The 25,866-nt window shown below is 71.1% G+C and carries 19 protein-coding genes and 1 pseudogene; 13 read left to right on the forward strand and 7 right to left on the reverse strand.

All coding sequences use genetic code 11. From position 1 onward, the window contains the following. Positions 1-50 precede the first annotated feature (50 nt). From DFJ64_RS11320 to DFJ64_RS11345, 6 genes are all read right to left on the reverse strand, one after another. Positions 51-302 carry a hypothetical protein gene (locus DFJ64_RS11320; protein ID WP_170152581.1) on the reverse strand — a complete coding sequence of 84 codons (252 nt, stop codon included), beginning with the start codon at positions 300-302 and terminating at the stop codon, positions 51-53. 578 nt (positions 303-880) lie between these two features. Further along, a complete protein-coding gene (locus DFJ64_RS11325; protein ID WP_245941076.1) occupies positions 881-1,498 on the reverse strand; it encodes a SigE family RNA polymerase sigma factor in 618 nt (205 codons plus the stop codon). Between the two features lie 82 nt (positions 1,499-1,580). After that, positions 1,581-2,027: a hypothetical protein gene (locus DFJ64_RS11330; protein WP_115850420.1), complete on the reverse strand. Its 447-nt coding sequence runs from the start codon at positions 2,025-2,027 to the stop codon at positions 1,581-1,583. A 238-nt stretch (positions 2,028-2,265) separates the two neighbouring features. Further along, the gene (locus DFJ64_RS11335; protein WP_170152582.1) at positions 2,266-2,946 is read right to left on the reverse strand and encodes an NUDIX hydrolase; all 681 of its coding nucleotides are present in this window, start codon (positions 2,944-2,946) and stop codon (positions 2,266-2,268) included. Between the two features lie 22 nt (positions 2,947-2,968). Beyond that, entirely contained in the window at positions 2,969-3,850 is an 882-nt protein-coding gene (locus DFJ64_RS19700) for a class I SAM-dependent methyltransferase (protein ID WP_211310575.1), read from the reverse strand. Between the two features lie 465 nt (positions 3,851-4,315). After that, entirely contained in the window at positions 4,316-5,371 is a 1,056-nt protein-coding gene (locus DFJ64_RS11345; protein ID WP_115850422.1) for an HAD family hydrolase, read from the reverse strand. Positions 5,372-5,987: 616 nt separating this feature from the next. On the opposite strand from DFJ64_RS11345, the gene ssd reads away from it, so the two are divergent. The 7 genes and pseudogenes from ssd to DFJ64_RS20230 form a co-directional block, all read left to right on the forward strand. Continuing rightward, positions 5,988-7,079 (forward strand): septum site-determining protein Ssd, encoded by a 1,092-nt coding sequence (gene ssd / locus DFJ64_RS11350; protein WP_115852012.1) that lies wholly within the window; start codon positions 5,988-5,990, stop codon positions 7,077-7,079. Between the two features lie 188 nt (positions 7,080-7,267). Then, complete coding sequence (locus DFJ64_RS11355) at positions 7,268-8,437, forward strand: TadA family conjugal transfer-associated ATPase (protein WP_245941077.1); 1,170 nt, start codon at positions 7,268-7,270, stop codon at positions 8,435-8,437. Between the two features lie 215 nt (positions 8,438-8,652). Then, positions 8,653-9,177 (forward strand): type II secretion system F family protein, encoded by a 525-nt coding sequence (locus tag DFJ64_RS11360; RefSeq protein ID WP_170152583.1) that lies wholly within the window; start codon positions 8,653-8,655, stop codon positions 9,175-9,177. A gap of 172 nt (positions 9,178-9,349) precedes the next feature. Continuing rightward, the gene (locus DFJ64_RS11365; RefSeq protein WP_115852013.1) at positions 9,350-10,129 is read left to right on the forward strand and encodes a type II secretion system F family protein; all 780 of its coding nucleotides are present in this window, start codon (positions 9,350-9,352) and stop codon (positions 10,127-10,129) included. A gap of 221 nt (positions 10,130-10,350) precedes the next feature. Further along, the gene (locus DFJ64_RS11370; RefSeq protein ID WP_115850425.1) at positions 10,351-10,527 is read left to right on the forward strand and encodes a DUF4244 domain-containing protein; all 177 of its coding nucleotides are present in this window, start codon (positions 10,351-10,353) and stop codon (positions 10,525-10,527) included. A 68-nt stretch (positions 10,528-10,595) separates the two neighbouring features. Beyond that, the gene (locus DFJ64_RS11375) at positions 10,596-11,024 is read left to right on the forward strand and encodes a TadE family type IV pilus minor pilin (RefSeq protein WP_211310576.1); all 429 of its coding nucleotides are present in this window, start codon (positions 10,596-10,598) and stop codon (positions 11,022-11,024) included. 31 nt (positions 11,025-11,055) lie between these two features. After that, a pseudogene (locus DFJ64_RS20230) lies at positions 11,056-11,499 on the forward strand (Rv3654c family TadE-like protein); the annotation flags it as partial. An 85-nt stretch (positions 11,500-11,584) separates the two neighbouring features. On the opposite strand, the gene DFJ64_RS11385 reads toward DFJ64_RS20230, so the two are convergent. Then, complete coding sequence (locus DFJ64_RS11385; RefSeq protein WP_245941078.1) at positions 11,585-13,891, reverse strand: DEAD/DEAH box helicase; 2,307 nt, start codon at positions 13,889-13,891, stop codon at positions 11,585-11,587. Positions 13,892-14,198: 307 nt separating this feature from the next. Here DFJ64_RS11385 and DFJ64_RS11390 point away from each other — a divergent pair, with 307 nt between their 5' ends. The 6 genes from DFJ64_RS11390 (at position 14,199) to DFJ64_RS11415 (ending at position 25,807) form a co-directional block, all read left to right on the forward strand. Continuing rightward, positions 14,199-14,540, forward strand: coding sequence for an STAS domain-containing protein (locus DFJ64_RS11390; protein WP_211310577.1), 342 nt, complete (start codon positions 14,199-14,201; stop codon positions 14,538-14,540). A gap of 354 nt (positions 14,541-14,894) precedes the next feature. After that, entirely contained in the window at positions 14,895-17,213 is a 2,319-nt protein-coding gene (locus DFJ64_RS11395; protein ID WP_115850428.1) for a sodium-translocating pyrophosphatase, read from the forward strand. A gap of 285 nt (positions 17,214-17,498) precedes the next feature. Continuing rightward, entirely contained in the window at positions 17,499-19,103 is a 1,605-nt protein-coding gene (locus tag DFJ64_RS11400) for a DUF7059 domain-containing protein (protein ID WP_115850429.1), read from the forward strand. A gap of 288 nt (positions 19,104-19,391) precedes the next feature. Continuing rightward, positions 19,392-22,154, forward strand: a complete 2,763-nt coding sequence (topA, locus tag DFJ64_RS11405; RefSeq protein ID WP_115850430.1) for a type I DNA topoisomerase — start codon at positions 19,392-19,394, stop codon at positions 22,152-22,154. Positions 22,155-22,298: 144 nt separating this feature from the next. Further along, positions 22,299-24,563 (forward strand): dTMP kinase, encoded by a 2,265-nt coding sequence (gene tmk / locus DFJ64_RS11410; RefSeq protein ID WP_115850431.1) that lies wholly within the window; start codon positions 22,299-22,301, stop codon positions 24,561-24,563. Next, on the forward strand, positions 24,560-25,807 hold the full coding sequence (locus tag DFJ64_RS11415; protein WP_115850432.1) for a DNA polymerase III subunit delta': 1,248 nt from the start codon (positions 24,560-24,562) through the stop codon (positions 25,805-25,807). Before tmk ends, DFJ64_RS11415 begins: the two co-directional genes overlap by 4 nt. Positions 25,808-25,866: the final 59 nt, after the last annotated feature.

Raw genomic sequence — 25,866 nt, forward strand, 5'->3', positions numbered from 1 at the left:
TGAGCGCGGAACTTGGCCAGCTTCGGAAAGCGGCCCGAGAGACGTCGCGGTCAGCGAGCGATGAGACGGTCGCCCCGCAGGTCGAAGACGTATGGCTGCGAACACGGCGTGGACGTGTCGGTCGCGAGCCGGACGCGAACGGTCGACCCATCGGCCGCATCGGATCCGTTGCCGGCGCTCGCGGTGGCCACTGTCAGCTCGCAGACCTTGGGCGGACGCGCGCTCGGCGGGGTCGTGGTGTCGCCGATCTGTGCCTCGTCGACGGCGCGCCACGACCCACCATCGAGACGCAGCAGCCGCAACCACACTGTCGTGTCACTCGTGGTCTCGTGCGTGGCGTCGAGGACGAGACGGAGATCTGTCCCCGCCGTGACGGTCGCCAACGTCGTTGGGCCGGCGGGCTGGTCAGGGGTGACACGTGGGGTGGGACGTGGCGACGTCCGAGTGCCGGAGTCGGTCAGTGGTTCGGGGGATGTCGTCGAGGCTGGCCTAGCTACGTGGGAAGGGCTGGTGAGCTGAGGCACCAGCAGGACAGCGGCCGTCGCGGCAGCCGACGCGAGGAGGGCGGCTCCCACCACGACCGGGCGAGGCAGGCGCAATCGCCATCCGGGCGAGCTGGTGTCCGGTGAGGGCCCGGCGGGCGGCCGACGTCGAGTGTCGCGGAAAGTCTCACGTCGTCGAGCCGCACGGGGTCCGCCAGAGTGGGCTCGGTGGAAGCGGCGGCGGAGGAAGTGACGCGGTTCGGGCGTGGCTACGCGTTCGACCAGGCGGCTACGCACTTTCGCCCACGCGTCCGGGCTCACCCGCATCCGCGCGGCTTCAGCGCGCAGTGCGGTGCGCAGCCGCTCCTCGAGATCCGACACGGGTGGACGGTCGTCCTTCATGGCTTCCTCGCAGTTCCTGGCGGCACGGGACGAGCGGCCTGGGCGTCCTCCAACGCGCGCGCCAGCTGGCGCAGCGCACGGTGGGTCTGGCTCTTGACGGTGCCGACGGATATCCCGAGGACCCTCGCGGTCTCCTCCTCCGAGAGGTCGGCGTAGAACCGGAGGACGACGCAGGCGCGTTTGCGCAGCGGGAGCGTGCGCACGAGCCGAGCCAAGTCCACCGCGGTGTCGCGGTCGTCGCTCGGCGGCGGAACCGGCTCCGGGTGAGGCGGCGGGTTCCGCCACTCCAGGAGGCGTCGCCGGTGACGCTGCCGGACGAGGTTGACGAGGGTGGTGCGCAGGTACGCCGGCGCGGACTTCTCGTCGCGGAGTGTCGCGAGATGGGGCCAGGCGCGGATGAACGCCTCCTGCGCCAGGTCCTCCGCCAGGTGGGTGTCGCCGGTCAGCAGGAACGCCAGGCGGGCCAGTTCCGCGTACCGCTCGCGGAACAGCTCGGCCAGCACCGTCTCGTCCGGCCGCGCTTCAGCCGGCCGCGTCTCGTCCGGCCGCGCCTCGTCACCGTCATGTACCGAGATCCGCTCCACCGGCTCGGATCGTTGTGGAGCCAGGCTCACCAGTCCACCGTCCCCCGATCGTTCCCAGCGACGCCGCTGCGTCTTCGTGGTCGATGACGCTCGGTGTCGCCCATCTGTGTGCTCACTCGCGGACCAGCTCGCCATCGACGACGGCGAAAGGCGTCGGCTCCGCACACCCCAGGCTCGGGCTGTATCGGAGGGACAAGGTCAGGCGTGGCTCCGGGTGCTCGCTGAGGCTGAGCCGGCACACCGCCTGCGGGCCCGTCACCACCTCCCAGAACCACGTCTCGTCCAAGGACTGCCGTCCGACCGACGCCCACTCCCCGCCACGACGCTCGAAGGCGGCGACGTCCACGCTCGCCTCGGGTGGCTCGTTCTGGGCTCCCGACCGTGGCTGGGCGGTGACGACGAACCGGACCTGCTGCGTGTTCGCCGAGGCGACGACCGTGCCGTCGGTCTCGGTGTCGGCTCGGACGCCTGCGCCAGCCGCGGCGGCGGTCGAGGGCGTCAGGACGGGTGAGACGGTCAGCCCGGCCACCGCCAGCAGCGCCGGTGCCAGGGCAGGCACGACGGCACGTCGCCCACGTACTCGTCTTTCCACAGGTCACCTCCCTCCCGGGCCCGGACCAGAACCCGCGGACTTCTGCTCCGGGCACCAGGACCGTCGACCTCATGGATGCGCGACGACGTGCTCAGGGTTGCCGCGCAGGCGACGTCTGGTGGCCCGACACGGGAGTGCACGACCACGCCATGCTCACGGACCGGCCGGTCGGGCCGAGGTTCCCGACGCGCAACGCCGAACCCGCTCAGTCGAAGTCGGTCGGCCGCGCGGGATCCCGATGGTGGGCGATCAGCGTGGCCAACTGCTCCCGGGTGGTGCGGGCGGAGGACAGCTGGGGCAGCTCGTCGAGCGCGAAGAAGCCGACCGCACTCGTCTCGCCGTCCAACCCGGCGGTCGGCTCGCCACCGTCGACGCGTTCGACGAGGAAGAACAGCTTGTAGATGTGCCACGGGCTGTTGGCGTGCCCGTTCCGCCGCGAGCCGTCGTGGACCAGCGCGAGCTTCCTCGCCCGCACGGCGAGTCCGGCCTCCTCGCCGAACTCCCGGACGACAGCCTCCGAGGGGGAGTCCATGGCGTCCGCCCAGCCGCCGGGGAGGGTCCACCGACCGTCGCGGGCCTCCCGGACCAACAGCACTCGGTCGTCTTCGATGAGCGCGCCCCGCACGTCGACCTTCGGCGTGGCGTGACCAGCCTCGGCCTGGAGTGCCGCACGGAACGTCGCTGGGTCGCTGTGGGAGAGCAGACCCATGATCTCGGCGGCGATCTCGTGGATGCGGTTGTAGCGGGCGACGGCGTAGTGGTCCGCCTCGTAGGTGAGGCCGTTGCGTGCCAACGCCCCGAGCTCGACCGCGAGTGCGTGGAGTCGTCGACCCGGCTCGGATGCCGTCTCGTCGGGTGGGGTGTCGGTCTCGGTGTCCGGCCTCATGGCGCCCAGGGTACGGGTCCTCTCACTTGCGGACCCGCATCCGGTAGCAGGCCGTGATGTAGGGCATGACCAACCCCTCCGGCTGCCGCGCCGTCTCGTCGTAGAGGTCCCCGACCTGCTTGAGGACATCCTCGCGCTCGGCCGGGGGGAGCGAGGCGACCGACGAGCGGGACGCCACCATCTGGAGCAGGCCTTCGCGGTTCACGGGCTGCCAGAGCCGGAAGCCGGCGTACTCCGGGGGCGTGAACAGCCGACTCCACTCGAGCTTCTCGATCAGGTCTTCGGCTTGCCGCGCCTCGAGGCGCTCCGCAGCGGCCAGCAGGCTGGACAGCTGGCGAACCCAGGGCACCGACTCGTCGCGGTAGTTCCACAGCAGCCCCAGGATGCCGCCGGGGCGGAGGACGCGGGCGATCTCGGCGAGCGCGGCGTCGGTGTCGAACCAGTGGAAGGCGTGCGCGACCACGACGGCGTCCGCGGAGCCGTCCGCCAGGGGGATCTGCTCGGCGACCGCCTGCACGGGTGTGGCCTCCGGGACGTTGCGAATCAGTCGGAGGAGCAGCGGCGCGGACGGCTCCACCGCGATGACCCGGTGGCCTTCGGCGGCCAGGACGGCGGTCATCTTGCCGGTGCCGGCCGCGAGCTCGACGACGGTCGGCGGGGGTGGTGGGGGAGGAGGTGGCGTGGTGGGGTAGCCGATGGCCGGATCCGGCGCCGCGTACGAGGGATCCGGCGTGACGGCGTAGGAGTCGAACGCGGACACGTCGTAGGGAGGGATCGGCTCCGGGAGCAGGTCGGCCAGCAGCCAGCGCACCGCGTCACGCGGGTAGCCGGGGCGGCTCTGCTCGTAGACGTCGGCGACGGAGCCGAACGACCGGCTCCGAAACCGCCGCACCGACTCTTCCATGGTGGTCGCGATGCTACGCCAAGAGGCGAGGTGAGGGGCCTTTCGACCGGTGCAAACCGGCGCCGTGTGCTGTGCCCGTAGGCGCGCCTACCTCCTCGACGCCGGGTGGCTCGCGACACCCATGGTCGCCGCCACCCGGCTGCTCGGCGGAGAAGCCCGGCACAGGACTCCGCTGCTAGCGCTGCGTCGATCGGCCGACTACACCCGGTGCTTGCCCTTCGTCCGCAGACTGGAGGCGCTCGCAGACGAGAGGCGCCCCCCGGGCGAGGAGCGCCTCCCGGTCAGGTCACGCGGGTTACCAGGCGTGCAACCCATGACTCACGTCGCCCCAGGCGAGCCTGGAGACGACCGCCCTTTGCGATGGGCCCGTCGCCGCGTGGGTACCCGCGTGACGTTTCCGTCTCGTGGTCGTGGAAGGTCGTCCGAGCCTCCACCACCGCGGACGTATGTCGTTCTACGACCTTTCTACGACGCCCTGCACCCGAAGGAAAGGGACTGACCAAGATCTTTACCCTTTTCCAGGACCGCGGAGCGGGCCGCCTGCGCGAGTGCCGCCGCGTCGTCCGCGCTCGAGCTCGTCGAACGACCGCGGCGGACCGCCCACACCAACGCGACGACGACGCCGAGCGCCGCGGCGGTGAGGACCGGACGATTGACCGAGAGGCGTCGGCGCCGGGGCACCACCATGGGCTGGCTGAACTTCAGCACCGGCCATCCGCGTTCCTTCGCCACCCGCCGCAGCGCGCGATCAGGATTGACGGCGAAAGGATGCCCCACGGCCTCGAGCATGGGCAGGTCGGTGGCTGAGTCAGAGTACGCATAGCACTCACTCAGGTCATAATCGCGCTGGCGCGCGAGCTCGCGAATTCCAACCACCTTGTTGGGGCCGTAGCAATAGAAATCGATATCCCCGGTATAGCGCCCGTCCGCGACTTCCATCCGGGTGGCTATCACATGATCCGCGCCGAGCATGGCCCCGATCGGTTCGACCACTTCTTGGCCGGAGGAGGAGACGATCACCACGTCGCGACCCGCCGCTTGGTGCTCCTTGATGAGCGCGACGGCTTCGGCGTAGACGAGCGGTTCGACGACGTGGCGAAGGGTCGCGGCGACGATGTCCTTCACCAGCTGGACGTCCCAGCCCGTGACCAGCTTGGACAGGTACGCGCGGATCCGCTCCATCTGGTCGTGGTCCGCTCCGGCCAGCAAGTAGACCGACTGCGCATAGACCGAGCGCAGCACCGCACGCTTGTTGATCAAGCCCTCTCGGTAGAACGGCCGACTGAACGCGAGCGTGCTCGAGCGGGCGAGGATCGTCTTGTCGAGGTCGAAGAAGGCGGCCGAGGTACGGACGTTCGAGGAGGGCTGCTCGACGGCGTGCTCGCCGATGGTGTGCTCGCGGTGGGTGGGCTCGCGGTGGGTGGGCGGCTGGTGTCGGGCCAGCGACCCGTCAGGCTCCGGGTGGGCGGAGGGGGTGCGCTGCTCGTCGGGGCGGGCGAGGCGGGCGTCGTCGCGGCTCATGGTGGAAGCCTAAGCGTATCCACCCCCGGCTCGCCGGCTTTGTCGGGCATATTCTCCATCGCATCACATGGCGTGCGACAATGATTCATTCCTTCCACGTCATTGTTTGGATACCGCTTGCCACGGCCTGCGGATTTGCGTCGACGGCGATTCTGAGCGACACTGCGAGTGCGTTCCCTTGCGAGAAGCTCCCTTCGTGGAACGTGATTTCCAGCGGCGTCCCCCCGGCCGCTGGCAAGGCCGTGGCAGCGTGCCGTCGGCCTAGGACAGCCCCCGCTCTCCCCCCCGGCGGGGGTTGTCGCATGTTCGAGCCCGTCTGACTCACCCGCGCGACCTGGTCGTTGCCCGGCCCCAGCCCGCGCCCTGGTTGTGCTCGTTGGATGCCCATGGGATGCCTTGGCCGCCTCTGCGGAGCTGCCCCTGCACGTCCACAACCGGCTCCTACGGCTCCCTTATCCACAGCTGAGGCGCTCACGGCGTCGACTCGGACGGCCGCCGCGACATCGTGGTGAGCGTTCGACTCACAGCGCTCGTCGGGTGGGAGACGACGGGGCGACGGAACCGACCGCCGTCGTTCCCCACCCGGCGCGTCGACCGCTTCCGTGGAGACGTTCCGATGGGGACACCCTCGACGCCGCGGCGCCCTCTCGCGATCACCGCTGACGAGCACCTTCTCGACGACCTGGTCCGCCTGGCCGCCGCTGCCGGGATCACGTTGGACGTCGCTCACGACGCTGGAGCGGCGCGTCGTTGGTGGCCGCACGCGCCCCTCATCCTCGTGGGCGCCGACGCGGTGCCGGAACTCGCCTGGAGCCGACCGTCGCGGCGTCCGGACGTCGTGGTCGTGGCTCGCGACCTCGCAGACGACCGGGAGCTGTGGGAGGGCGCCATCGCCATCGGCGCCGAGCAGGTCGTCCGCGTCGCCGACGCTGAGCAACGGCTCGTCACCTGGATGGCCGACGCGGCGGAGGGCATCCGTTCCGAGGCCGTCACCGTCGGCGTCGTGGGCGGGCGAGGTGGCGCGGGCGCGTCGACGCTGGCCGCCGCGCTCGCGGTGACCGCCGCTCGGCACGACCGCGGCGTCCTCCTCGTCGATGGCGACCCGCTCGGCGGTGGTATCGATCTCATCCTCGGTGGTGAGGAGCACGCGGGCATGCGGTGGCCAGACCTGGTCGCCACCGAAGGGCGCGTTGGTGCGAGCGCCTTGCGTGCGGCACTACCCAGCGTCGAGCGGCTGGCTGTCCTGTCATGGGATCGGAGTGACGCCCTCGCGGTACCGCCCGCGGCGATGCGTGCCGTCCTGGGCGCGGCTCGACGTGGAGGTGACCTCGTGGTGGTCGACTTGCCCCGCCAGCTGGACGGCGCGGCGACCGAGGCGCTGTCCTTGTGCGAGACCGTCCTCGTCGTGGTCCCGGCCGAGGTGCGCGCCGTGGCGGCCGCTTCGCGGGTCGTCAAGACGTTCGCCCAGCACGCGGCTGACCTGCGGTTGGTGGTGCGCGGCCCGTCGCCGGCCGGCCTCGACGGCACGATCGTCGCCGACGCGCTGGGGCTACCCCTGGCGGGAGAACTGGCGCCGGAGCCCCGGCTCGCCATCATGCTCGAACGCGGTGAGGCGCCGGCCCGGCGAGGCAAGGGCCCCCTCGCCGTGCTGTGCCGACGTCTGCTGGGTGAGCTCGGCGTTCTGCAGCACGAGGGGCACGCGGCATGAGCGACCACATCGTTGGTGGCTTGGTACCGCCGCAGTCGAGTCGTCCCCGCGGGCGGCCACCTCAGGCGATGCCTTCCCAGGTCCACGTGGCTCCTCGGGTCCGATCCGCGCGACCGGGGTCAGCCCGTTCACCACGCACCAGCCTCGACGGATCCGGCCGCGCGAGCTCCGAAGATGTCAAGCAGAACTTGCTTCACCGCGTCAGAGCCATCCTCGCCGCGCAGAAGGCGCAACCCACCCCGGCTCGGGTCGCCGCAGCGCTACGCGCGGAAGGAGCCTTGCTCGGTGACGCCGCCGTGTTGGAGATCGTGGAGGCGCTGCGGCGCGAGATCGTCGGCTTCGGGGTGCTCGAACCACTCCTGGCTCTCCCAGGCGTGACCGACGTGCTCGTTCACGGTCCCGAACAGGTCTGGATCGACCGCGGTCACGGTCTGGAACGGACGGCGGTGACGTTCGACGATGACGCGGCTGTGCGTCGGCTCGCCCAGCGGTTGGCGGCGACCGCAGATCGGCGACTCGACGACGCCACCCCCTTCGTCGACGCGCGCCTTCCCGACGGCACGCGGTTCCACGCCATCCTGGCGCCCGTCTCCACGAAGGGCACGTGCATCTCCCTCCGTTTGCCTCGACGGAAGGTGTACACGCTCGACGAGCTCGTGCGAAACGGCGCTGTTCCTCGCGCGGGTGCCGACCTGCTCGGCCAGGTTGTGGCGGCCAGGCTCGCTTTCCTGGTCTCGGGTGGGACGGGCGTTGGCAAGACCACCTTGCTCTCTACGCTCCTGTCGATGGTCCCCGACCATGAACGCCTGGTTCTCGTGGAGGATTCCGGCGAACTGTCTCCTCAGCATCCGAACGTCGTCCATCTCGAGGCGCGTCCACCCAACGTCGAGGGCGTCGGTGAGATCACGGTCCGCACGCTCGTCCGTCAGGCGCTGCGGATGCGTCCGGACCGCCTTGTCGTCGGCGAGGTGCGCGGCGGCGAGGTAGTCGATCTCCTGAGCGCCATGAACACCGGTCACGAGGGAGGATGCGGCACTCTGCACGCCAACTCCGCCAGTGAGGTACCCGCCAGGGTCGAGGCCCTGGGCGTGACGGCTGGTCTGGATCGGGCGGCGGTGCATAGCCAGCTCGCGGCGGCGGTCGACGTCGTCATCCACCTCGTCCGTGCACGTGACGGCCGTCGTCGGGTCGCCGAGCTGTGCGTGTTCGAGCGGACATCCACGGGGTTCGTGCGGGCGCTTCCCGCCGTGACGTTCGGCGCCCAGGGGCAGGTGTCGCACGGGCCGGGCTGGTCCCGACTTGACGACCTGCTCCGCCACCGTGGGCTCGGCGGGCTGGGTGGTGAGCCCACGCCATGAGCACCGCCGTCGTGGCTGTTCTCGCCTTCGCCGTCGCCGCCGCTGTGGCGATCCCGGAACCACCGAGGTCCTTGCTCCGTCGACGCTTGGGGAGTGTGGGCCGGCCCATGGACGGCGTCGGGCGGGGCGGGCTCGTAGCCGCCGGGCGCGAACGTGTCCGGCGAGCGTGGAGGAGGTGGCGTCGACGTCACCGGCCGGATGAGCACGACGCCTCCATGCTCGAGGTCTGTGACATCCTCGCCGCCGAGCTTCGAGCTGGGCGGGATCCGACGACGGCGTTGGCAGCAGCCGCCGTGGTTCGCTCAGAGCTCGAAACCGTCGCCCGGGTGAGCCGTCTGGGCGGCGACGTCGCTGCGGCACTCCGTGAGGCGGCGCTCCGGGAGGAAGCCGCGACGTGCGCCGCGTCCATGGATCGTCTCGCGACGGCATGGACAGTCGCCACCACCAGCGGAGCAGGGCTCGCCGTGGTCCTCGATCGGGTCGCCGCCGAGATCCGGGTCGTGCGGGCGCTGCGTCACGAAGTCGCCGCCCAGCTCGCTGGCCCCCGAGCCAGTGCCCGCTTGCTCGCCGCGCTTCCGCTGCTCGGGGTGGCTGTGGGGTGGGGAGCCGGTACTGATCCGCTCTCCTTCCTCCTCGGCACGCCTGTCGGCTTCGGGTGCCTCGTCGTCGGTGGCGCCCTCGCGGTGCTCGGACTGGTCTGGGTCGAGCGTCTCGCCAAGGCGGCAGAGCCTGGACCATGAGCACCTCACCACGACGACGCGCTCTGATCTCGGACGTCCGTGCCGGCGGCCGACGTCGCGCCGAGAGCGGGCGTCGCGGCAGGAGCTGGTGGCGTGGCAGGAGCTGGCGGCGTCGCAGGCGAACCAGGAAATCGACGTCGCCAGGGGCGGGCGTCGCGAGGGGACGGATGTCATGAGCGTCGTTGCGGCTCTGCTCGTCGGTCTCGCAGTCTTCGTCTGGTCCGGGCCTCGCACGGGGCCGAGACGGCTGCGCCGACTGGCCTCGCGGTCGTCCCTTCAAGCCTCGTTCGCACCGGCCAGCGTTGTGGCACCCGAACACCCGCGCCAGCACCTGGGACCACGACGCCAGGGGCTGTCGCCGTGGTCGCGTTGGAGCGGCGCGGCACTCGCCGGGGTCGCCGCCGGCACACTGGTCGGCGGGCTGTCCGGGCTCGTCGTCGGGATCGTCGTCGCCGTCGGTGTCGGCTGGGCGGTCGCACGACTCGCGCCACGGGACGAGCGGGTCCGCCGCGAGCGCCTTCTGGCCGACCTGCCGTTCGCCGCTGATCTCCTCGTCGCGTGTCTCCGCGCCGGCGTGTCGCCGGTGCAGGCCCTCGAGACAGTGGCCGCTGGACTGGGCGGCCCACTCGGCGACGAGCTCGCGTCCGTGGCTCGCACGATGCGCCTTGGAGCGGACGCCTCGGTCGCCTGGGCCCGATTCCTCGACCAACCCGATCTGGCGCCGTTCGGTCGAGCCATGAGCCGAGCGTGGGAGACGGGAGCACCGCTCGCCGACACGCTCAGCCGGCTCGCCGACGACGCTCGCCTCGCTCGACGTGTGAGCGCCGAGCAGCGAGCCCGAGCGGTCGGTGTGAAGGCCGCTGCCCCTCTGGGACTCTGTTTCCTTCCGGCGTTCGTGCTCGTGGGCATCGTGCCCCTGGTCGCGAGCGCGGTCGCCGGCCTCGTGGGTTGAGCACTCCTGGATCACCGACGGCTTGCGTGCCAGGCGCGACGTCATCCACAGAGTCGGCAGGCGGCGGCGCTGTCCCCAGACCACCACGTGCGGCCAGCGGTCTTAGACGTGGTTACGGGATCGTCGAACCGCGCCAGTTCCACGCGCCCGACCCGGCCGGTAGCCGGTCGTCGACAACGGTCCATCGTCGCTTCGACGACGTATCAGAAAGGACGGTGCTCATGCGTCGAGCACGACCCCGCCGCCACGACGAGCGGGGCATGACCACGGCCGAGTACGCCATCGGCACAGTCGCCGCCGCCAGCTTCGCCGCCTTGCTCATCAAGCTGTTGACGAGTGACAAGGTTCGACAACTTCTCCTTGACGTCATCACGTCCGCGCTCAGCTTGGGCGGTTGATCGTGGGGGCGGTCGGGCCGAGCTGGCGGACCGGCCGCCCACCGATCCTCGCTCGTAAGGAGGTCTCAGTGCGATCGACGACATGGTCGTCGCGGCCGACGCGAGCGGAGCCGTCCGGGCGGCGAGAGCACGGCATGGTGACCGTCGAGACGGCTCTGGCGCTGGCGGCTCTCGTGGTCGTCACGGCCGGCATGGCCTGGGTCGTGTCACTGGTCGCGACGCAAGCGCGGTGCGTCGACGCGGCGCGCGACACGGCGCGCGCGATCGCGCGTGGGGAGTCGTCCGCGGCGAGCCAGGCCGAAGGCAGGCGTAGCGCGCCTGCCGGAGCCGACATCGCGGTCCAGGTCGCGGACGACGTCGTGACCGTGGAGGTCTCGGTCGAGGCCCGGCCGCCCTGGCCGGTGCTCTCCCACCTGCCTGGCGTACCGGTCAGCGGTCGCGCGGTCGTCGCGCTGGAACCAGGACACCCTGACCCGCTCACCGCACCGGACCGGTGACGCCACCATGACCGGTGAGACGGGTGACGTCATGTCCGGTAGGGCCAGGCTTGGTGACGCGGTGCCTGATGACGCCGTGCCTGATCTTGCTGTGTCTGATGTCGCTGTGCCTGGTGACGCCCTGCCTGGTGACACCTCGCCCGGTGCCGTGGTCCGAGCCAACGAGCGCGGCAGCGGCGCGCTGCTGGCGATCGCGATGGCGTGCGTCCTCGTCGTCAGCGGGCTTGCCGCCTCGACTCTCGTCGCCCTCGTGGTGGCCCGCCGGCACGCGAGCACGGCGGCCGAGATGGCGGCGCTCTCAGCGGCGGCGCACCCGGTGGACCAGATGGGGTCGGCCTGTGCCACAGCACGGCGGATCGCCCGAGCACACCAGGCGGTCCTGGACTCCTGCGCGGTCGACGGCCTGACGGTCGACGTCGTCGTGGCGACCCGCCCGCGCACGGCCCTCGGTCGCGTGGTCGTCGTGCGTTCCCGGGCGCGTGCCGGCCGCGTCACGGTTCTCGACATCGAGCCCGCTCGTCCGGACCCACAGCTGGCTCGTCGGGGGTGGTCATCGCCCGTCACTCGGGCGACGCCGAACCCGGCGCTCCCGCCAGGAGCACGTCCAGCAGTCGAACCGCACCCGCCTTGTCGAGGGGGTTGTTCCCATTCCCGCACTTGGGGGACTGGACACAGGAGGGGCAGCCGTCGGCACAGCCGCAGCCGGCGATCGCGTCTCGGGTCGCGCGAAGCCAGTCGGCGGCGGCGTCGTAACCTCGTTCGGCGAAGCCGGCGCCACCGGGGTGGCCGTCGTAGACGAAGACCGTGACCCGCCCGGTATCGGGGTGCAGCCCAGTCGAGACACCCCCGATGTCCCACCGGTCACAGGTCGCGAACAGCGGAAGCAGGCCGATGGACGCGTGCTCGGCGGCGTGCGCGGCCCCAGGAACCTCCCGCGACGACAGTCCGGCCTCCGCGAGCTGCTCGTCCGACACCGTCCACCAGACGGCGCGGGTCCGCAGCCTGCGTGGCGGGAGGTCGAGCGGCACCTCGCCGAGCACCTCGCCCGTCACCAGGGCGCGACGCAGGTACGACACCACCCGGCTCTCGACGGCGACCGATCCGAAGTCCAACGTGGCGGGGCCCCAGTCGGTGTGGCGCTCGGACTCCAGGATCTCGATATCGGTCACCTCGCGCGCCGTCGTCGTGTAGTCGGGGTCAGCGGCCTCGACGATCGCCACGGCGGACTCCAGGTCCAGCTCGCGCACGACGTACGTCTCACCCTGGTGGAGGTACACCGCGCCGGTGTGCGCCGTGGTGTGTGCGGCGTCGGCGTCGACGGTGCCGAGCAGCCGGCCGGTCGAGCCCTCGACCAGCCGGACCTGCTCCCCACCCACGGACCGGATGTCGGCGAGGTCGCAGGCTCGGTCGCGGCGGGTCCAGAACCAGCCCTGAGGTCGCCGCCGCACTTTGCCCTCGGCCTGAAGTTCCTCGATCGCCGCTCGCGCCGACGGTCCGAACTGGTCCAGGTCGGCGTCGGTGAGTGGGAGCTCGGCGGCCGCAGCCGCCAGGTGCGGTTTGACGACGTAGGGGTTGTCGGGATCGAGGACGGTCGACTCGACCGGAGGTCCGAAGATCGCCTCCGGATGATGGACGAGATACGTGTCGAGTGGGTCATCCCGAGCGATGAAGACCGCGAGGGCTCCTCGGCCGTCCCGGCCGGCGCGACCCGCCTGCTGCCAGAGGGAAGCTCGGGTGCCCGGATACCCGGCGACGAGCACGGCGTCCAAGCCCGCGATGTCGACCCCGAGCTCGAGCGCGTTGGTCGCCGCGACGCCGAGGAGCCGTGCGTCCTGCAGGGCTTGTTCGAGCTCGCGACGGTCTTCACGCAGGTAGCCGGAGCGGTAGGCGGCGATGCGCGACGCCAGCTCGGGGGAGACCTCCGCCACGTGGTTCCGGGCCTGCAAGGCGACCACTTCCGCGCCCCGGCGCGAGCGGATGAAGGCGACGGTGCGCACGCCGTCCACGACGAGATCGGCGAGGAGGTCGGCCGTCTCGGCGGTCGCGCTGCGCCGGACGGGAGCACCCCGCTCCCCGGTGAACTGGGTGAGCGGTGGCTCCCAGAGCGCGAAAGCGAGCCCGCCGTGCGGGGAGGCGTCCTCGGTCACCGCCGTGACCGGTAGACCGGTCAGCCGGCTCGCCGACACCGCCGGCTCCGACACCGTGGCCGAAGCCAGCACGAAGACCGGGTCCGCTCCGTAGTGGGCGCACAGCCGACGCAGTCGACGCAGCACCTGGGCGACGTGGGATCCGAACACCCCCCGGTAGTGGTGGCACTCGTCGACCACGACGTAGCGCAGCGACCCGAGGAACTTCGCCCAGCGGCTGTGCCCGGGGAGCACGGACCGGTGCAGCATGTCGGGGTTGGTGAGGACGTAGGCCGCGTGGTCGCGAGCCCAGTCGCGTTCCTCCCGCGTGCTGTCGCCGTCGCAGGTGATGGCGGGCACCTCCGGTCCGCCGAGCGTCGAGACCACGCGGAGCTGGTCCGCCGCGAGCGCCTTCGTGGGCGCGAGGTAGAGAGCGGTGGGCCCGCGCCGGCGGGTTCGGCGTGGTTGTGTCGACGCCACGGCCGTCAGGACCGGCAGCAGGTAGCCGAGGGACTTCCCCGAGGCGGTTCCGGTGGCGAGGACGGTGTGCACGCCCGACCGGACCAGCTCGGCCGCGGCTACCTGGTGCCGCCACGGTCGCTCGACGCCGTGGTCCCGAAGTCGCTTCACCAGCCAGTCAGGGACCCAGGCCGGCCACTCCTCGGCCTGGCCGGGGCGAGCCGGCACCCACTCCACGTGGGTGACGCGGGACGCGCGGCGACCCCGGGTCAGGCGCCGCACCAGGTCCTCAGGTCCGTGCCGGTCCGTACCAGAGGTCGCTGCCTGGGCTGATCCGTCCCGGGAGACGTCGTCTGCCCCAGTCGCTGGCAAAGCGTCGTCCAGGGCGTAACCCGAACCACGACTCGATCGATGGGATTGGCGTGACGGCACGATCGCCAGTGTCACACGGTGGGGCCCCGCGGTCCGACCAGGGCGTCGTAGCGCGGAGCACACCACGAGTCCCGCCCTTGGCGGGATTTGCGGCCTTCTAGATGATTGAATGCCTCTGCGGCCGGGGGACGTCGGTGTGACGGGCTGGAGGAGCTTCGTGGACCTTTCTCTCTCAAACCACCCTGCGGGCGACCACATGGTGATCGAGGTCGGCGGCGAGATCGACGTCTACACCGCGCCACGGCTCCGAGAGAAGATCGTGGAGCTGGTGAACGCTGGCCACCACCACCTGATCGTCGACATGGAGGGGGTCGACTTCCTCGACTCGACCGGCCTCGGCGTGCTGGTGGGCGGCCTCAAGCGGGTCCGCGGGCAAGAGGGGACGCTGCGTATCGTCTGTACGCAGGAGCGTCTGCTGAAGATCTTCCGGATTACTGGTCTGACCAAGGTCTTCCCGATCCACGACTCGGTGGAGGAGGCCATCGGGGCGAAGACGTGAGCGTCGGCCGGGCGCGTCGGTCGCGCCACGTGAGCGTTCGTGGGGGCCGCGTCCCCGATGGCTGAGCGTGTCGCGCTAAACTCCCGCCCGCCCCGGGTTACGGATCCGGTGGTGCATGCTGCCTGTGCGCCTCCGGCGTTTCCGGCCGGTATCGACCCTTGTGGGACGTGGGCGACGCCTCACACAACACGTGGGCCTCACCTCGCGTCCGGCTGGGTTGGCAGGCGCAAGCAGAGCAGGACGACAGGCGCTCGCCAGGCCGGATAGCGCTGGGGTGGGCGGCCCTGTCCGCGCGGCCCGTACGTTGTGATGTCACGAAGGGGGCTCCAGGAGGCCCCCGCCCAAGGAGGACGAATGTCCGCGTTCCTACTCGCAGCCGAGGGGGACGTCGTCTCGTTGAGTGGCGGCAATCTCGGCTACGTCTTCGCCGTCGCGTGCATCGGCGTGGTGGCGCTCGTCATGGCCGCGGTCTTCCGGCGTGAGGTGCTCTCCGCTGACGAGGGGACCGCGAACATGCAGGCGATCGCCCGCGGTGTCCAAGAAGGCGCCGCCGCCTACTTGAACCGGCAGTTCAAGACGCTCGGCGGATTCGCCGTCCTCGCCTTCCTCCTTCTGCTCGTGCTGCCAGGTGACTGGAACGTCCGCGTGGGCCGGTCGATCTTCTTCCTGGTCGGGGCGGTCTTCTCGGCGCTGATCGGTTACCTCGGCATGTGGCTCTCGGTCCGCGCGAACCTCCGTGTCGCCGCCGCCGCCCGGGACCAGGGCCGGGACCCCGCGATGCGGGTGGCGTTCCGTACCGGCGGCACGGTCGGTATGGCCACTGTCGGCTTGGGCCTGCTCGGCGCCGCGCTCGTCGTTCTGCTGTATCGCGACGACGCGCCGAGCGTCCTGGAGGGATTCGGGTTCGGCGCGGCGCTCCTGGCCATGTTCATGCGGGTCGGTGGCGGCATCTTCACCAAGGCCGCGGACGTCGGCGCTGACCTCGTGGGCAAGGTCGAACAGAACATCCCCGAGGACGACCCGCGGAACGCCGCGACGATCGCCGACAACGTCGGCGACAACGTGGGTGACTGCGCGGGAATGGCGGCCGACCTGTTCGAGTCGTACGCCGTCACCCTCGTCGCCGCGCTCATCCTGGGGAAGGTCGCGTTCGGCGAGCAGGGCCTGGTCTTCCCGCTGATCGTCCCGGCGATCGGCGCGCTCACCGCTGTCCTCGGCGTCTACATCACCCGGACCCGTCCGGGCGAGAACGGTCTGCGCGCCATCAACCGCAGCTTCTACATCTCCGCGGTCGTGTCGGCGGTCCTGTGCGTGGTCGCCGCGTTCGTGTACCTCCCGTCGTCCTTCGCTGAGCTGTCGGACGTCTCCCGGGAGATCGCCGCGCACGACGGCGACCCGCGGATCGTGGCGGCTGGCGCGGTGCTCCTGGGCATCGTGCTGGCCGGGGTCATCCTCTCGCTGACCGGCTACTTCACCGGCACCGAGCACCGTCCGGTCCAGGACATCGGCAAGACCTCGTTGACGGGCCCCGCGACCGTGATCCTCTCCGGCTTCGCGGTCGGTCTGGAGTCCGCTGTCTACACCGCGTTGGTGATCGGCGCGGCTGTCTACGCGGCGTTCCTGCTCGGCGGCGGTGTGGCCATGGTCGCGCTGTTCGCGATCGCGCTCGCCGGCTGCGGTCTGCTCACGACCGTCGGTGTCATCGTCGCGATGGACACCTTCGGTCCGGTGAGCGACAACGCCCAGGGCATCGCGGAGATGTCGGGCGACGTCGACGGCCCGGCCGCGCAGATCCTCACGGAGCTCGACGCGGTGGGCAACACCACGAAGGCGATCACCAAGGGCATCGCGATCGCGACGGCGGTGCTGGCGGCGACCGCGCTGTTCGGCTCCTACAACGGCGCGGTGAACGAGGCGCTGGCGGCGGCCGGCGCCCAGGCCGGCGAGCTCACCACCGCGTTCGTGCGGAACGTCGACGTGCCGAACGTCCTCGTCGGCCTGGTGATCGGCGCGGCGGTCGTGTTCCTGTTCTCCGGCCTGGCGGTCAACGCCGTGGGCCGTGCCGCCGGCGCGGTGGTCTTCGAGGTCCGCCGGCAGTTCCGGGAGATTCCCGGGATCATGGACGGCACGGGCCGTCCCGAGTACGGCAAGGTCGTCGACATCTGCACCCGTGACTCGCTCCAGGAGCTGGCGACGCCGGGTCTGCTCGCGGCGATGGCCCCGATCGCGGTGGGCTTCGGTCTCGGTGTCGGGCCGCTCGCCGGCTACCTGGCCGGCGCGATCGCGGCCGGCACGCTCATGGCGATCCTGCTCGCCAACTCCGGTGGGTCGTGGGACAACGCCAAGAAGCTGGTCGAGGACGGCCACCACGGTGGCAAGGGCTCGGAGGCCCACGCCGCGACCGTCATCGGTGACACGGTCGGTGACCCCTTCAAGGACACCGCCGGCCCGGCCATCAACCCGCTCATCAAGGTCATGAACCTGGTCGCGGTGCTCATCGCGCCGGCCGTGGTGCAGCTGTCGGTCGGAGACAGCGCCAACACGCCGCTGCGGCTGGGTATCGCGGTGTTCGCCGTGCTGGTCATCGTCACCGTCGTGACGATCTCGCGCCGGCGGCCGACCGCGATGGGCGCCGAGCAGGATCGGGACGCCGTGTCGGCCCAGGTGGGCTGACGGCCTGGCTGAGCCTCCTCGGAGCCTCCTCGATCGGCGTTCCCCGATCGTGACGACTCTGGACGAGGGTCGGGCCCTCGCTGGTGGCTCACCACCAGCCGGTTCCTCGAAGCGGACCGCATGGTTCGCGGGAGCCGACGGGCCCGACCCTCGACGGGTCTTCGGAGCGACGAGCCTCGAGCCCGATCGGCGAGGCCGTCCCGGGAGCGTTGCCGACGGTCGACGGCGGCTGACCGACCATCGGTGCCGGACCACTGACCGACCGTGAGGTCGACGATGGTGAGGATGTTCGAGCTAGACGACGAGGTCGTGGCCCGGCTGCGGGACCGCCTGTCCGAGGTCGGGTACACCGTCGACGGTGTCCAGCGCCAGCTCGGACCCGTGGCGCACGCCGCGCTCCACCGCAACGAGACCACCCCTGGTCTGCGGGAGACCGACGACGGCGGACCGTTGGCCACGCTCGTCCGGCTCTGGTTGCTGCAAGCCTCGGTCCCGCGCTCGCGGGTCGCGGACGCCCTGCCTGAGCTCCTCGAGCCCCTCGTCGCCGCCGGCATCCTCTACGGTCGCGGTGACGAGGTGTGCGCGTTGGTCGACCTGCGCCCCTACGGCCAGACCGACGCGCGATCCGAGCAGGACTGGTGGGTGGCCGCCGACCTCACCCCCGGCCTCGACGGGGTCCGGCCGACCGTCGAGCCGGATCACGTGCTGGGCGTGAACAGCGCGGCGACCACGCTCGCGCAGCTGACGGTGCGGAACCGGGTGGATCGCGCCCTCGACCTCGGCACCGGCTGCGGGATCCAAGCGCTGCACCTCAGCCGACACGCCCGGCAGGTGGTCGCCACGGACGTGAACCCTCGGGCGCTCGCCCTGGCCCGGCTGACGGCCCGCCTCAACGGCTTGGAGGTCCGTGGACCAGGGGAGTCCTCGGGGCCGTCGCGTCCATCCGACGGCGGTGTCAGGTCGCCAGGCCCGGGCGCCCCGCCCACGCTTCACCTGCGCGAGGGCAGCCTGTTCGAGCCGGTCCAGGGGGAGCGGTTCGACCTCGTGGTCTCCAACCCGCCCTTCGTCGTCTCGCCCCGAGGCGACCTCGCCTACCGCGACAGCGGTCTGGCCGGCGACGAGTTCTGCCGCCGACTCGTCGTCGAAGCCCCGCGCCACCTCACCGAGGGAGGTGTCTGCCAGATCCTGGCCAACTGGCTGCACATCCGGGGCGAGGACTGGCGCGACCGGTTGAACACCTGGCTCGTGCGGGCCGGCTGCGACGCGTGGGTGATCCAGCGGGAGGTGGCCGACCCCGCGCAGTACATCGAGGTGTGGCTGAAGGACGCCGGCCTGCACGGCACGCCGGGCTACCGCGAGCGGTACGACGAGTGGCTCGGGTGGTTCGAGGCGCAGAACGCCGAGGCCATCGGCATGGGCTGGATCATCCTGCGCCGCCCCGACCGGTCGGTCCGGCCGGAGCGCCGACACGTCCGGCTGGAGGAGTGGACCACGACGGTCGCCCAGCCGCTGGGTCCGGAGGTGAGCCGCTGGCTCGCCGCGGTCGACCAACTCCGCGCCCTCGATGACCGGGCGTTGCTCGCTCTCCGGCCGCGGGTGGCCGAGCACGTCGACTTCGAGCAGATCGGCCGACCGGGCGCGGCCGACCCCGAGCACCTGGTGCTGCGGCAGCGGGCCGGCCTGTGCCGGGCGGAGCGGGTCGACACCGCTGAGGCTGGGTTCGTCGGCGCGTGCGACGGGACACTGACCACGGGCCAGATCATCGACGCCCTCGCCACCTTGTTGGGGGAGGACGAGGTGACGCTGCGGACACGACTCCTCCCTCGGGTGCGTCAGTTCGTGGAGGAGGGGTATCTGTCGTTGCCTGACGTCGCGTCCGCTCTGTCTTAACAGGTGGACTCGTCCTGAGAAACGGAATCGTCCGCTTGGTACGACCGTTTCTCGTGAGGGCTCGGAGCCGGATCGGCGTGACGGTCGTCCGTTTCGCGGGGTTGTCGATCGATTCCGTGGGAAAGACGGCCTGCGATGAGGCGGGCACCCCCGGAACACGCCGGGGCGCCGTACGGTTACCGTCTAGCGGTCCCCAGGACCGAGCGGTCCGGGTCACGGTGCATGATCGAAGCCGGCCCAGCTTGGACGTAGCGCCACGACGTCGACAGATCCGGAGGAAGGGATAACGTGCCCGCGAAGAAGACCTCGACGCCCGCCGGGGATGGTCTCCGGCTCGTCATCGTCGAGTCGCCCGCCAAGGCGAAGACGATCGCGAGTTACCTCGGTGAGGGCTACGTCGTGGAGTCCAGCGTGGGGCACGTCCGCGACCTGCCGAGTACCGCCTCCGAGATCCCGGCGAAGTACAAGAAGGAGCCGTGGGCCCGGCTCGGTGTCAACGTCGACGACGGCTTCGCGCCGCTGTACATCGTCCCGCGCGACAAGAAGCCGACCCTGAAGCGGCTCAAGGAGCTGCTCGCCGACGCGGGCGAGCTCTACCTCGCCACAGACGAGGACCGCGAGGGCGAGGCGATCGCCTGGCACCTGCTCGACGAGCTGAAGCCGAAGGTGCCGGTGCACCGCATGGTGTTCCACGAGATCACCCCGGAGGCGATCGCGCACGCGGTCGCGAACCCGCGGCAGATCAACGAGAACCTGGTCGACGCCCAGGAGACGCGCCGCATCCTCGACCGGCTCTACGGCTACGAGGTGTCGCCGGTCCTGTGGAAGAAGGTCATGCCGAAGCTCTCGGCTGGCCGGGTGCAGAGCGTCGCGACGCGCCTGGTCGTGGACCGGGAGTGGGAGCGCATCGCGTTCCGCGCGGCCGAGTACTGGGACATCGTCGCCGACCTCGACGCCGGCGAGGGCAAGGAGCCGCGGTCGATGACCGTCCGGCTGGTCAGCGTCGACGGGCAGCGCGTGGCGCAGGGTCGGGACTTCACCTCCGACGGCACCTTGAAGTCGTCGTCCCGTGACTCCGTCATCCACCTCGACGCCGAGCGGTCGACCGCGCTGGCGCGCGGGCTGCGCGGCGCCACGTTCGAGGTCCGGGGTGTCGAGTCCAAGCCGTACCGGCGGTCGCCCTACGCGCCGTTCCGGACCACCACGCTGCAGCAGGAGGCGGCCCGCAAGCTCGGTTTCGGCGCGGCCCGGACCATGCAGGTGGCGCAGCGCCTGTACGAGAACGGCTTCATCACCTACATGCGGACCGACTCCATCACGCTGTCCGACACCGCGATCAACGCGGCGCGGGCGCAGGTGCGCCAGCTGTTCGGGGAGGAGTACCTGCCCGACAAGCCGCGCGTCTACCAGAGCAAGGTCAAGAACGCGCAGGAGGCGCACGAGGCGATCCGCCCGGCTGGTGACCGGTTCCGCACGCCCGCCGAGACGGGCCTGAAGGGCGATGACTTCCGGCTCTACGAGCTGATCTGGATGCGCACGGTGGCGTCCCAGATGCGCGACGCCGAGGGTCGGAGTGTGACCATCCGCGTGGGCGCGCGGGCCGAGACCGGTGAGGACGCCGAGTTCACCGCGTCCGGCAAGGTCATCACCTTCCACGGCTTCCTCAAGGCCTACGTCGAGGGCGTCGACGAGCCCACCGCCGAGACCGACTCCTCCGAGCGGCGGCTGCCCGACGTCGCCGAGGGTGACACGCTCCAGCCGACGCGCGTGGAGGCCGAGGGGCACGAGACGAGGCCACCCGCCCGCTACACCGAGGCCACGTTGGTGCGTGAGCTCGAGGAGCGGGAGATCGGTCGTCCGTCGACGTACGCCTCGATCATCGGGACGATCCTCGACCGCGGCTACGTCTACAAGAAGGGTCAGGCGTTGGTGCCGACCTGGCTGGCGTTCGCGGTCGTGCGCCTGCTGACCGAGCACTTCGGTCACCTGGTCGACTACAACTTCACCGCCAGCATGGAGGAGGCGCTCGACGAGATCGCTCGGGGCGGCTCCGACATGCAGACCTGGCTCGCCCGCTTCTACTTCGGCAACGGTGAGGTCGGCCTCAAGCACCTCGTCAACGCGTTGGGCGACATCGACGCGCGGGAGATCTCGACGTTCCGCATCGGCGAGGAGAAGGATGGGATCGTCGTGCGGGTTGGTCGCTACGGGCCGTACGTCGAGGACTCCGAGGGCCGCCGCGCCAACGTTCCGGAGGATCTGCCGCCGGATGAGCTGACGGTCGAGAAGGCGCGTGAGCTGCTGAGCCAGCCGGCCGGCACCGAGCGGGAGCTGGGCGTCGACCCGGAGACCGGCCGGATGATCGTCGCCAAGGCGGGGCGGTTCGGTCCGTACGTCACCGAGGTCCTGCCCGAGGACGTGCCGAAGGGCACCAAGCCCCGCACGGCGTCGCTGTTCCGGTCGATGTCGCTGGAGACGGTGACCCTCGACCAGGCGCTGGCGCTGCTGTCGCTGCCGCGGTCGCTCGGCAAGGACCCGGAGACCGGCGAGGAGGTCACCGCTCAGAACGGCCGGTACGGCCCCTACGTCAAGAAGGGCTCGGAGTCGCGCTCGCTCGGCTCGGAGGAGGAGCTGTTCACGGTGACGCTCGAGCAGGCGCTCGAGCTGTTCAAGCAGCCCAAGACCCGCGCCCGGCGGGCGGCGACCCCGCTGCGTGAGCTGGGTGAGGACCCCGAGACCGGCAAGCCGGTGGTGATCAAGGACGGGCGGTTCGGCCCGTACGTCACCGACGGGGAGACCAACGCCACCTTGCGTAGGGGCGATGACGTCGAGTCGCTGACGCTCGAACGAGCGGCGGAGCTGCTCGCGGAGAAGCGGGCCAAGGGGCCGAGCCCTCGTCGGCGTACCGCGAAGAGGACCGCCAAGAAGGCCGCGGCGAAGAAGACGTCGAGCGCGGCGAGCGGCTCGGTGAACGCCACGAGCGCGACCGCGAAGAAGACGGCGAAGAAGGCGGCGGCGAAGAGGACGGCCACGTCCGCGACCGTGGAGTGACCACTCCCTGGGTCGGCCGGTGTGCGCCAGACCTCTCACGTCCGCGGGTTCAGTGCTCGGCGGTCCGACCTACGCAGCGTGGCGGTTCACGCGCCCGCGTCGGTGTCAGCTGGAAGATCGGGGAGGCCTGGTTAGGCTGGCCGAGTGTCCGAGCGAGAGCGGTCCACCGTCGGAGGCGAGGCGGTCGTCTCCGCCCCCGCCCACGACGTGCGCGCGGTCCTGCGAATCGCGCCGTTTCGCACCCTCTGGATCGCTCTCGGGCTGTCGAGTCTCGGGGACTGGCTGGGTCTCCTCGCGCTCACGGCGCTAGCCGGGCAGCTCGCGTCCGGCGACTACCGTGCGGAGAACTTCGCGGTCGCCGGCATCCTGCTGATCCGGCTCCTCCCCGCCGTCGTGGTGGGCCCGCTCGGCGGCTACATCGCCGACCGGCTCGACCGCCGCTGGACGCTCGTCGTCGGGGACGTCATCCGCTTCGTCCTCTTCGCCTCGATTCCGGTCGTCGGCACGCTGTGGTGGGTGTTCGTCGCGACGGTGCTCATCGAGGCGGTGGGCCTGGTCTGGCTCCCCGCCAAGGACGCCGCCGTCCCCAACCTCGTGCCGCGCGAGCGGCTCGCCGTGGCCAACCAGGTCTCGCTGGTCACCACGTACGGCTCCGCGCTTCCGGCGGCGTTGTTGTTCACGTTCCTCGCGCTGATCAACAACTCGCTGTCGGCGACTCTGCAGATCTTCGCCAGCCCGGTCGACCTCGCGCTGTACTTCAACGCCGCGACGTTCCTCGTCGGCGCCGTCGTCGTCGGCCGCTTGCGTGAGGTGTCCGGGCGCCCCACGTCGCGTCAGGCAGAGGAGCAGCCGACCGTCATCCGCACGGTCGTCGAGGGCTGGCGGTTCGTGGCCCAGAGTCGGGTCGTCCGGGGGCTGGTGATCGGTGTCGCGGGCGCGTTCGCCGTCGGCGGCGTGGTCATCGGGCTGGGTCGCACCTACGTCACCGACCTGGGTGGTGGCGCCGCCGGGTACGGCGTCGTGTTCGGCGCGGTGTTCTTCGGGCTGGCCGTCGGCATGGCGGTCGGCCCTCGCGTGTTGGCGGGCCTGTCGCGGCGGCGGATGTTCGGCATGGCGCTGACAGCTGCCGGTCTCGCTTTGGTCGCGGTGGCGCTGCTGCCGAACCTCGTGCTCGTGGCGTTCTGGACGGTGCTGCTCGGCCTCTTCGCCGGCGTCGCCTGGATCACCGGCTACACGCTGCTCGGTCTCGAGGTCGAGGACTCCATCCGTGGCCGGACCTTCGCGTTCGTCCAGACCCTGACGAGGATCGCGCTGGCCGTGGTGCTCGCGGCCGCTCCCGCCATCGCCGGCGCGCTCGGCACGCACCACCTGGAGCTCCCGGGTGGGGCGAGCCTCACGTACAACGGTGCCGCGATCACCCTCCTGCTCGGCGGAGTCGCGGCGACGGCGCTGGGCGTCGTGGCGTACCGAGAGATGGACGACCGTCCTGGCGTTCCCCTCTCCCGCGACGTCCGCGCGGCGTTCCGGGGCTACGACCGGGGGCGGTTCTCCGACACCGGCCTGTTCGTCGCCTTCGAGGGTGGCGAAGGCGCGGGCAAGTCGACGCAGGCGCACCGGCTCGCGCAGTGGATCCGCGAGCGCGGGGCGGAGGTGACCGTCACACGCGAGCCCGGCGCCACCGAGATCGGGAAGGACCTGCGGTACCTCCTCTTGCACAGTGGTCGGACACCGGTCTCGCCTCGGACCGAGGCCCTGCTGTATGCCGCGGACAAGGCGGAGCACGTCGACGCCGTCATCCGGCCCGCCCTCGACCGAGACGGCGTGGTGATCACCGATCGGTACGTCGACTCGACCCTCGCCTACCAGGGGGCGGGCCGCAAGCTCAGCCAACACGAGATCCTGCGGTTGTCCCGGTGGGCCACGAGAGGCCTGCGACCTCACCTCACCGTGCTCCTCGACCTGCCGCCCGAGGTGGGCTTGCTTCGCAAGGACGGGCCACGGGACCGGCTGGAGAGCGAGCCACTGGAGTTCCACCAACGGGTCCGCGAGCAGTTCCTCGAGCTCGCGGCCCTCGACCCCGACCACTACCTGGTCGTCGACGCCACCCAGCCTCCGGAGCAGATCGCCGACCGCGTCCGGGAACGGGTGAAGCCGCTGCTGGAGAATCTCCAGGCGCGTGCCAGCCGACGTCGTGGCGGACGAGAAGAGGCCGGGAGCGACGGGGCGACCTCCCAGGCCGCGAGCGACGACGACGGACGCCAGGCTGGGTCATCCCGCACGGAGGAGTCGCCTGGTCCGGAGAACGCGGGGGAGGCGCCTGGTAAGGAGGATGGGGCGGGCCCACACGACCGCTCCGCACGACGAACGGCGAGGGCCCAGACGTCGACGACGCGGGAGGTGCGGCCATGAGGGACGCGCTCGTGCAGCAGGAGCCGTCCACGGAGCACGGTGCCGCCGACGGCGTGTGGGCCGACCTCGTCGGCCAGGAGCCCACCGTCGCGATCCTGCGCGCGGCGGTCCAGGCCGCTGCTGACGTCCTCTCCGGCGCGCCCACCGATGGGGGCGGCTCCTCGACCTCCGGCATGACCCACGCGTGGCTGATCACCGGACCACCTGGTTCGGGCCGGTCCAACGCCGCGCGGGCCTTCGCGGCCGCGCTCCAGTGCGAGCGTCAGGGGTGCGGCGAGTGCGGCACCTGCCGGAGCGTGCTCGCCGGAACCCATCCGGATGTCACGCTGGTCCGCACCGAACAGCTGTCGCTTCGCGTCGACGAGGTGCGTGAGCTCGTCCGGAAGGCGGCGATGGCGCCAGTCGGCCGACGCTGGCAGGTCTTGGTGGTCGAGGACGCGGACCGGCTCACCGAGCAGGCGGCCGACGCGTTGCTCAAGAGCCTGGAGGAGCCGGCGGACCGAACGGTCTGGCTGCTGTGCGCCCCCACCGTGGAGGACGTCGTCCCCACCATCCGGTCCCGGTGCCGGCTGCTCGTCCTCCGCACCCCACCCGCGGAAGCGGTCGCCGCCGTCCTGCGCCGCCGGTATGACGTCGATCCTGAGCTCGCGATGTTCGCGGCTCGCGCCTCCCAAGGGCACATCGGTCGCGCTCGCGCGCTCGCCACCCAGCCGGAGGTGCGGGAGCGTCGTCAGCGGGTGCTCGCGATCCCCCAGCGACTCACGAGCCTCACTAACTGTCTGGCAGCTGCCGCCGAGCTCGTCGAGATGGCGGAGGAGGAAGCCCAGGCCACCACGGCCGAGCTGGACGCCGCTGAGAAGGCGGAGCTGGAGCACGCGCTCGGCATGACCCGCGGCTCCGGAAAGAGCGCGACCTCGCGGCACTTGCAGAGCGCGAAGAAGGAGCTGGAGGAGCAGCAGCGGGTTCGCGCCAAGCGGATGCAGCGTGACTCACTCGACCGTGCGCTGCTCGACCTGGTGGCGTACTACCGTGACGTCCTCGTCGTCGCGATGGGCGCTGGTGGCCAGCTTGTCAACGAGGAGTTGCGCGCCGAGATCGAACGCCACGCCGCCCGGACCGCCCCTGACCACGTTCTCCGGCAGATCGACGCGATCCTCGCCTGCCGTGAGGCGATCGCCGCCAACGTCGCGCCGCTGCTGGCGATGGAGGAGATGACCATCGCGCTCTGGGGTGGCGCCCGCTGAGCTGGCCTCACCCCAGCCGTCCACCGGGTCTGGACCGCGTTCGACCCCTCACGATCCTG

The organism is Thermasporomyces composti, assembly GCF_003386795.1.
Classification (GTDB): domain Bacteria; phylum Actinomycetota; class Actinomycetes; order Propionibacteriales; family Actinopolymorphaceae; genus Thermasporomyces; species Thermasporomyces composti.

Coding starts and splice junctions, on each gene's coding strand:
- DFJ64_RS11335 (WP_170152582.1), bottom strand. CDS start 2,946: ATGAGGCCGGACACCGAGACCGACACCCCACCCGACGAGACGGCATCC.
- DFJ64_RS19700 (WP_211310575.1), bottom strand. CDS start 3,850: ATGGAAGAGTCGGTGCGGCGGTTTCGGAGCCGGTCGTTCGGCTCCGTC.
- DFJ64_RS11345 (WP_115850422.1), bottom strand. CDS start 5,371: ATGAGCCGCGACGACGCCCGCCTCGCCCGCCCCGACGAGCAGCGCACC.
- ssd (WP_115852012.1), top strand. CDS start 5,988: ATGGGGACACCCTCGACGCCGCGGCGCCCTCTCGCGATCACCGCTGAC.
- DFJ64_RS11360 (WP_170152583.1), top strand. CDS start 8,653: ATGCTCGAGGTCTGTGACATCCTCGCCGCCGAGCTTCGAGCTGGGCGG.
- DFJ64_RS11365 (WP_115852013.1), top strand. CDS start 9,350: ATGAGCGTCGTTGCGGCTCTGCTCGTCGGTCTCGCAGTCTTCGTCTGG.
- DFJ64_RS11370 (WP_115850425.1), top strand. CDS start 10,351: ATGCGTCGAGCACGACCCCGCCGCCACGACGAGCGGGGCATGACCACG.
- DFJ64_RS11395 (WP_115850428.1), top strand. CDS start 14,895: ATGTCCGCGTTCCTACTCGCAGCCGAGGGGGACGTCGTCTCGTTGAGT.
- DFJ64_RS11400 (WP_115850429.1), top strand. CDS start 17,499: ATGTTCGAGCTAGACGACGAGGTCGTGGCCCGGCTGCGGGACCGCCTG.
- DFJ64_RS11415 (WP_115850432.1), top strand. CDS start 24,560: ATGAGGGACGCGCTCGTGCAGCAGGAGCCGTCCACGGAGCACGGTGCC.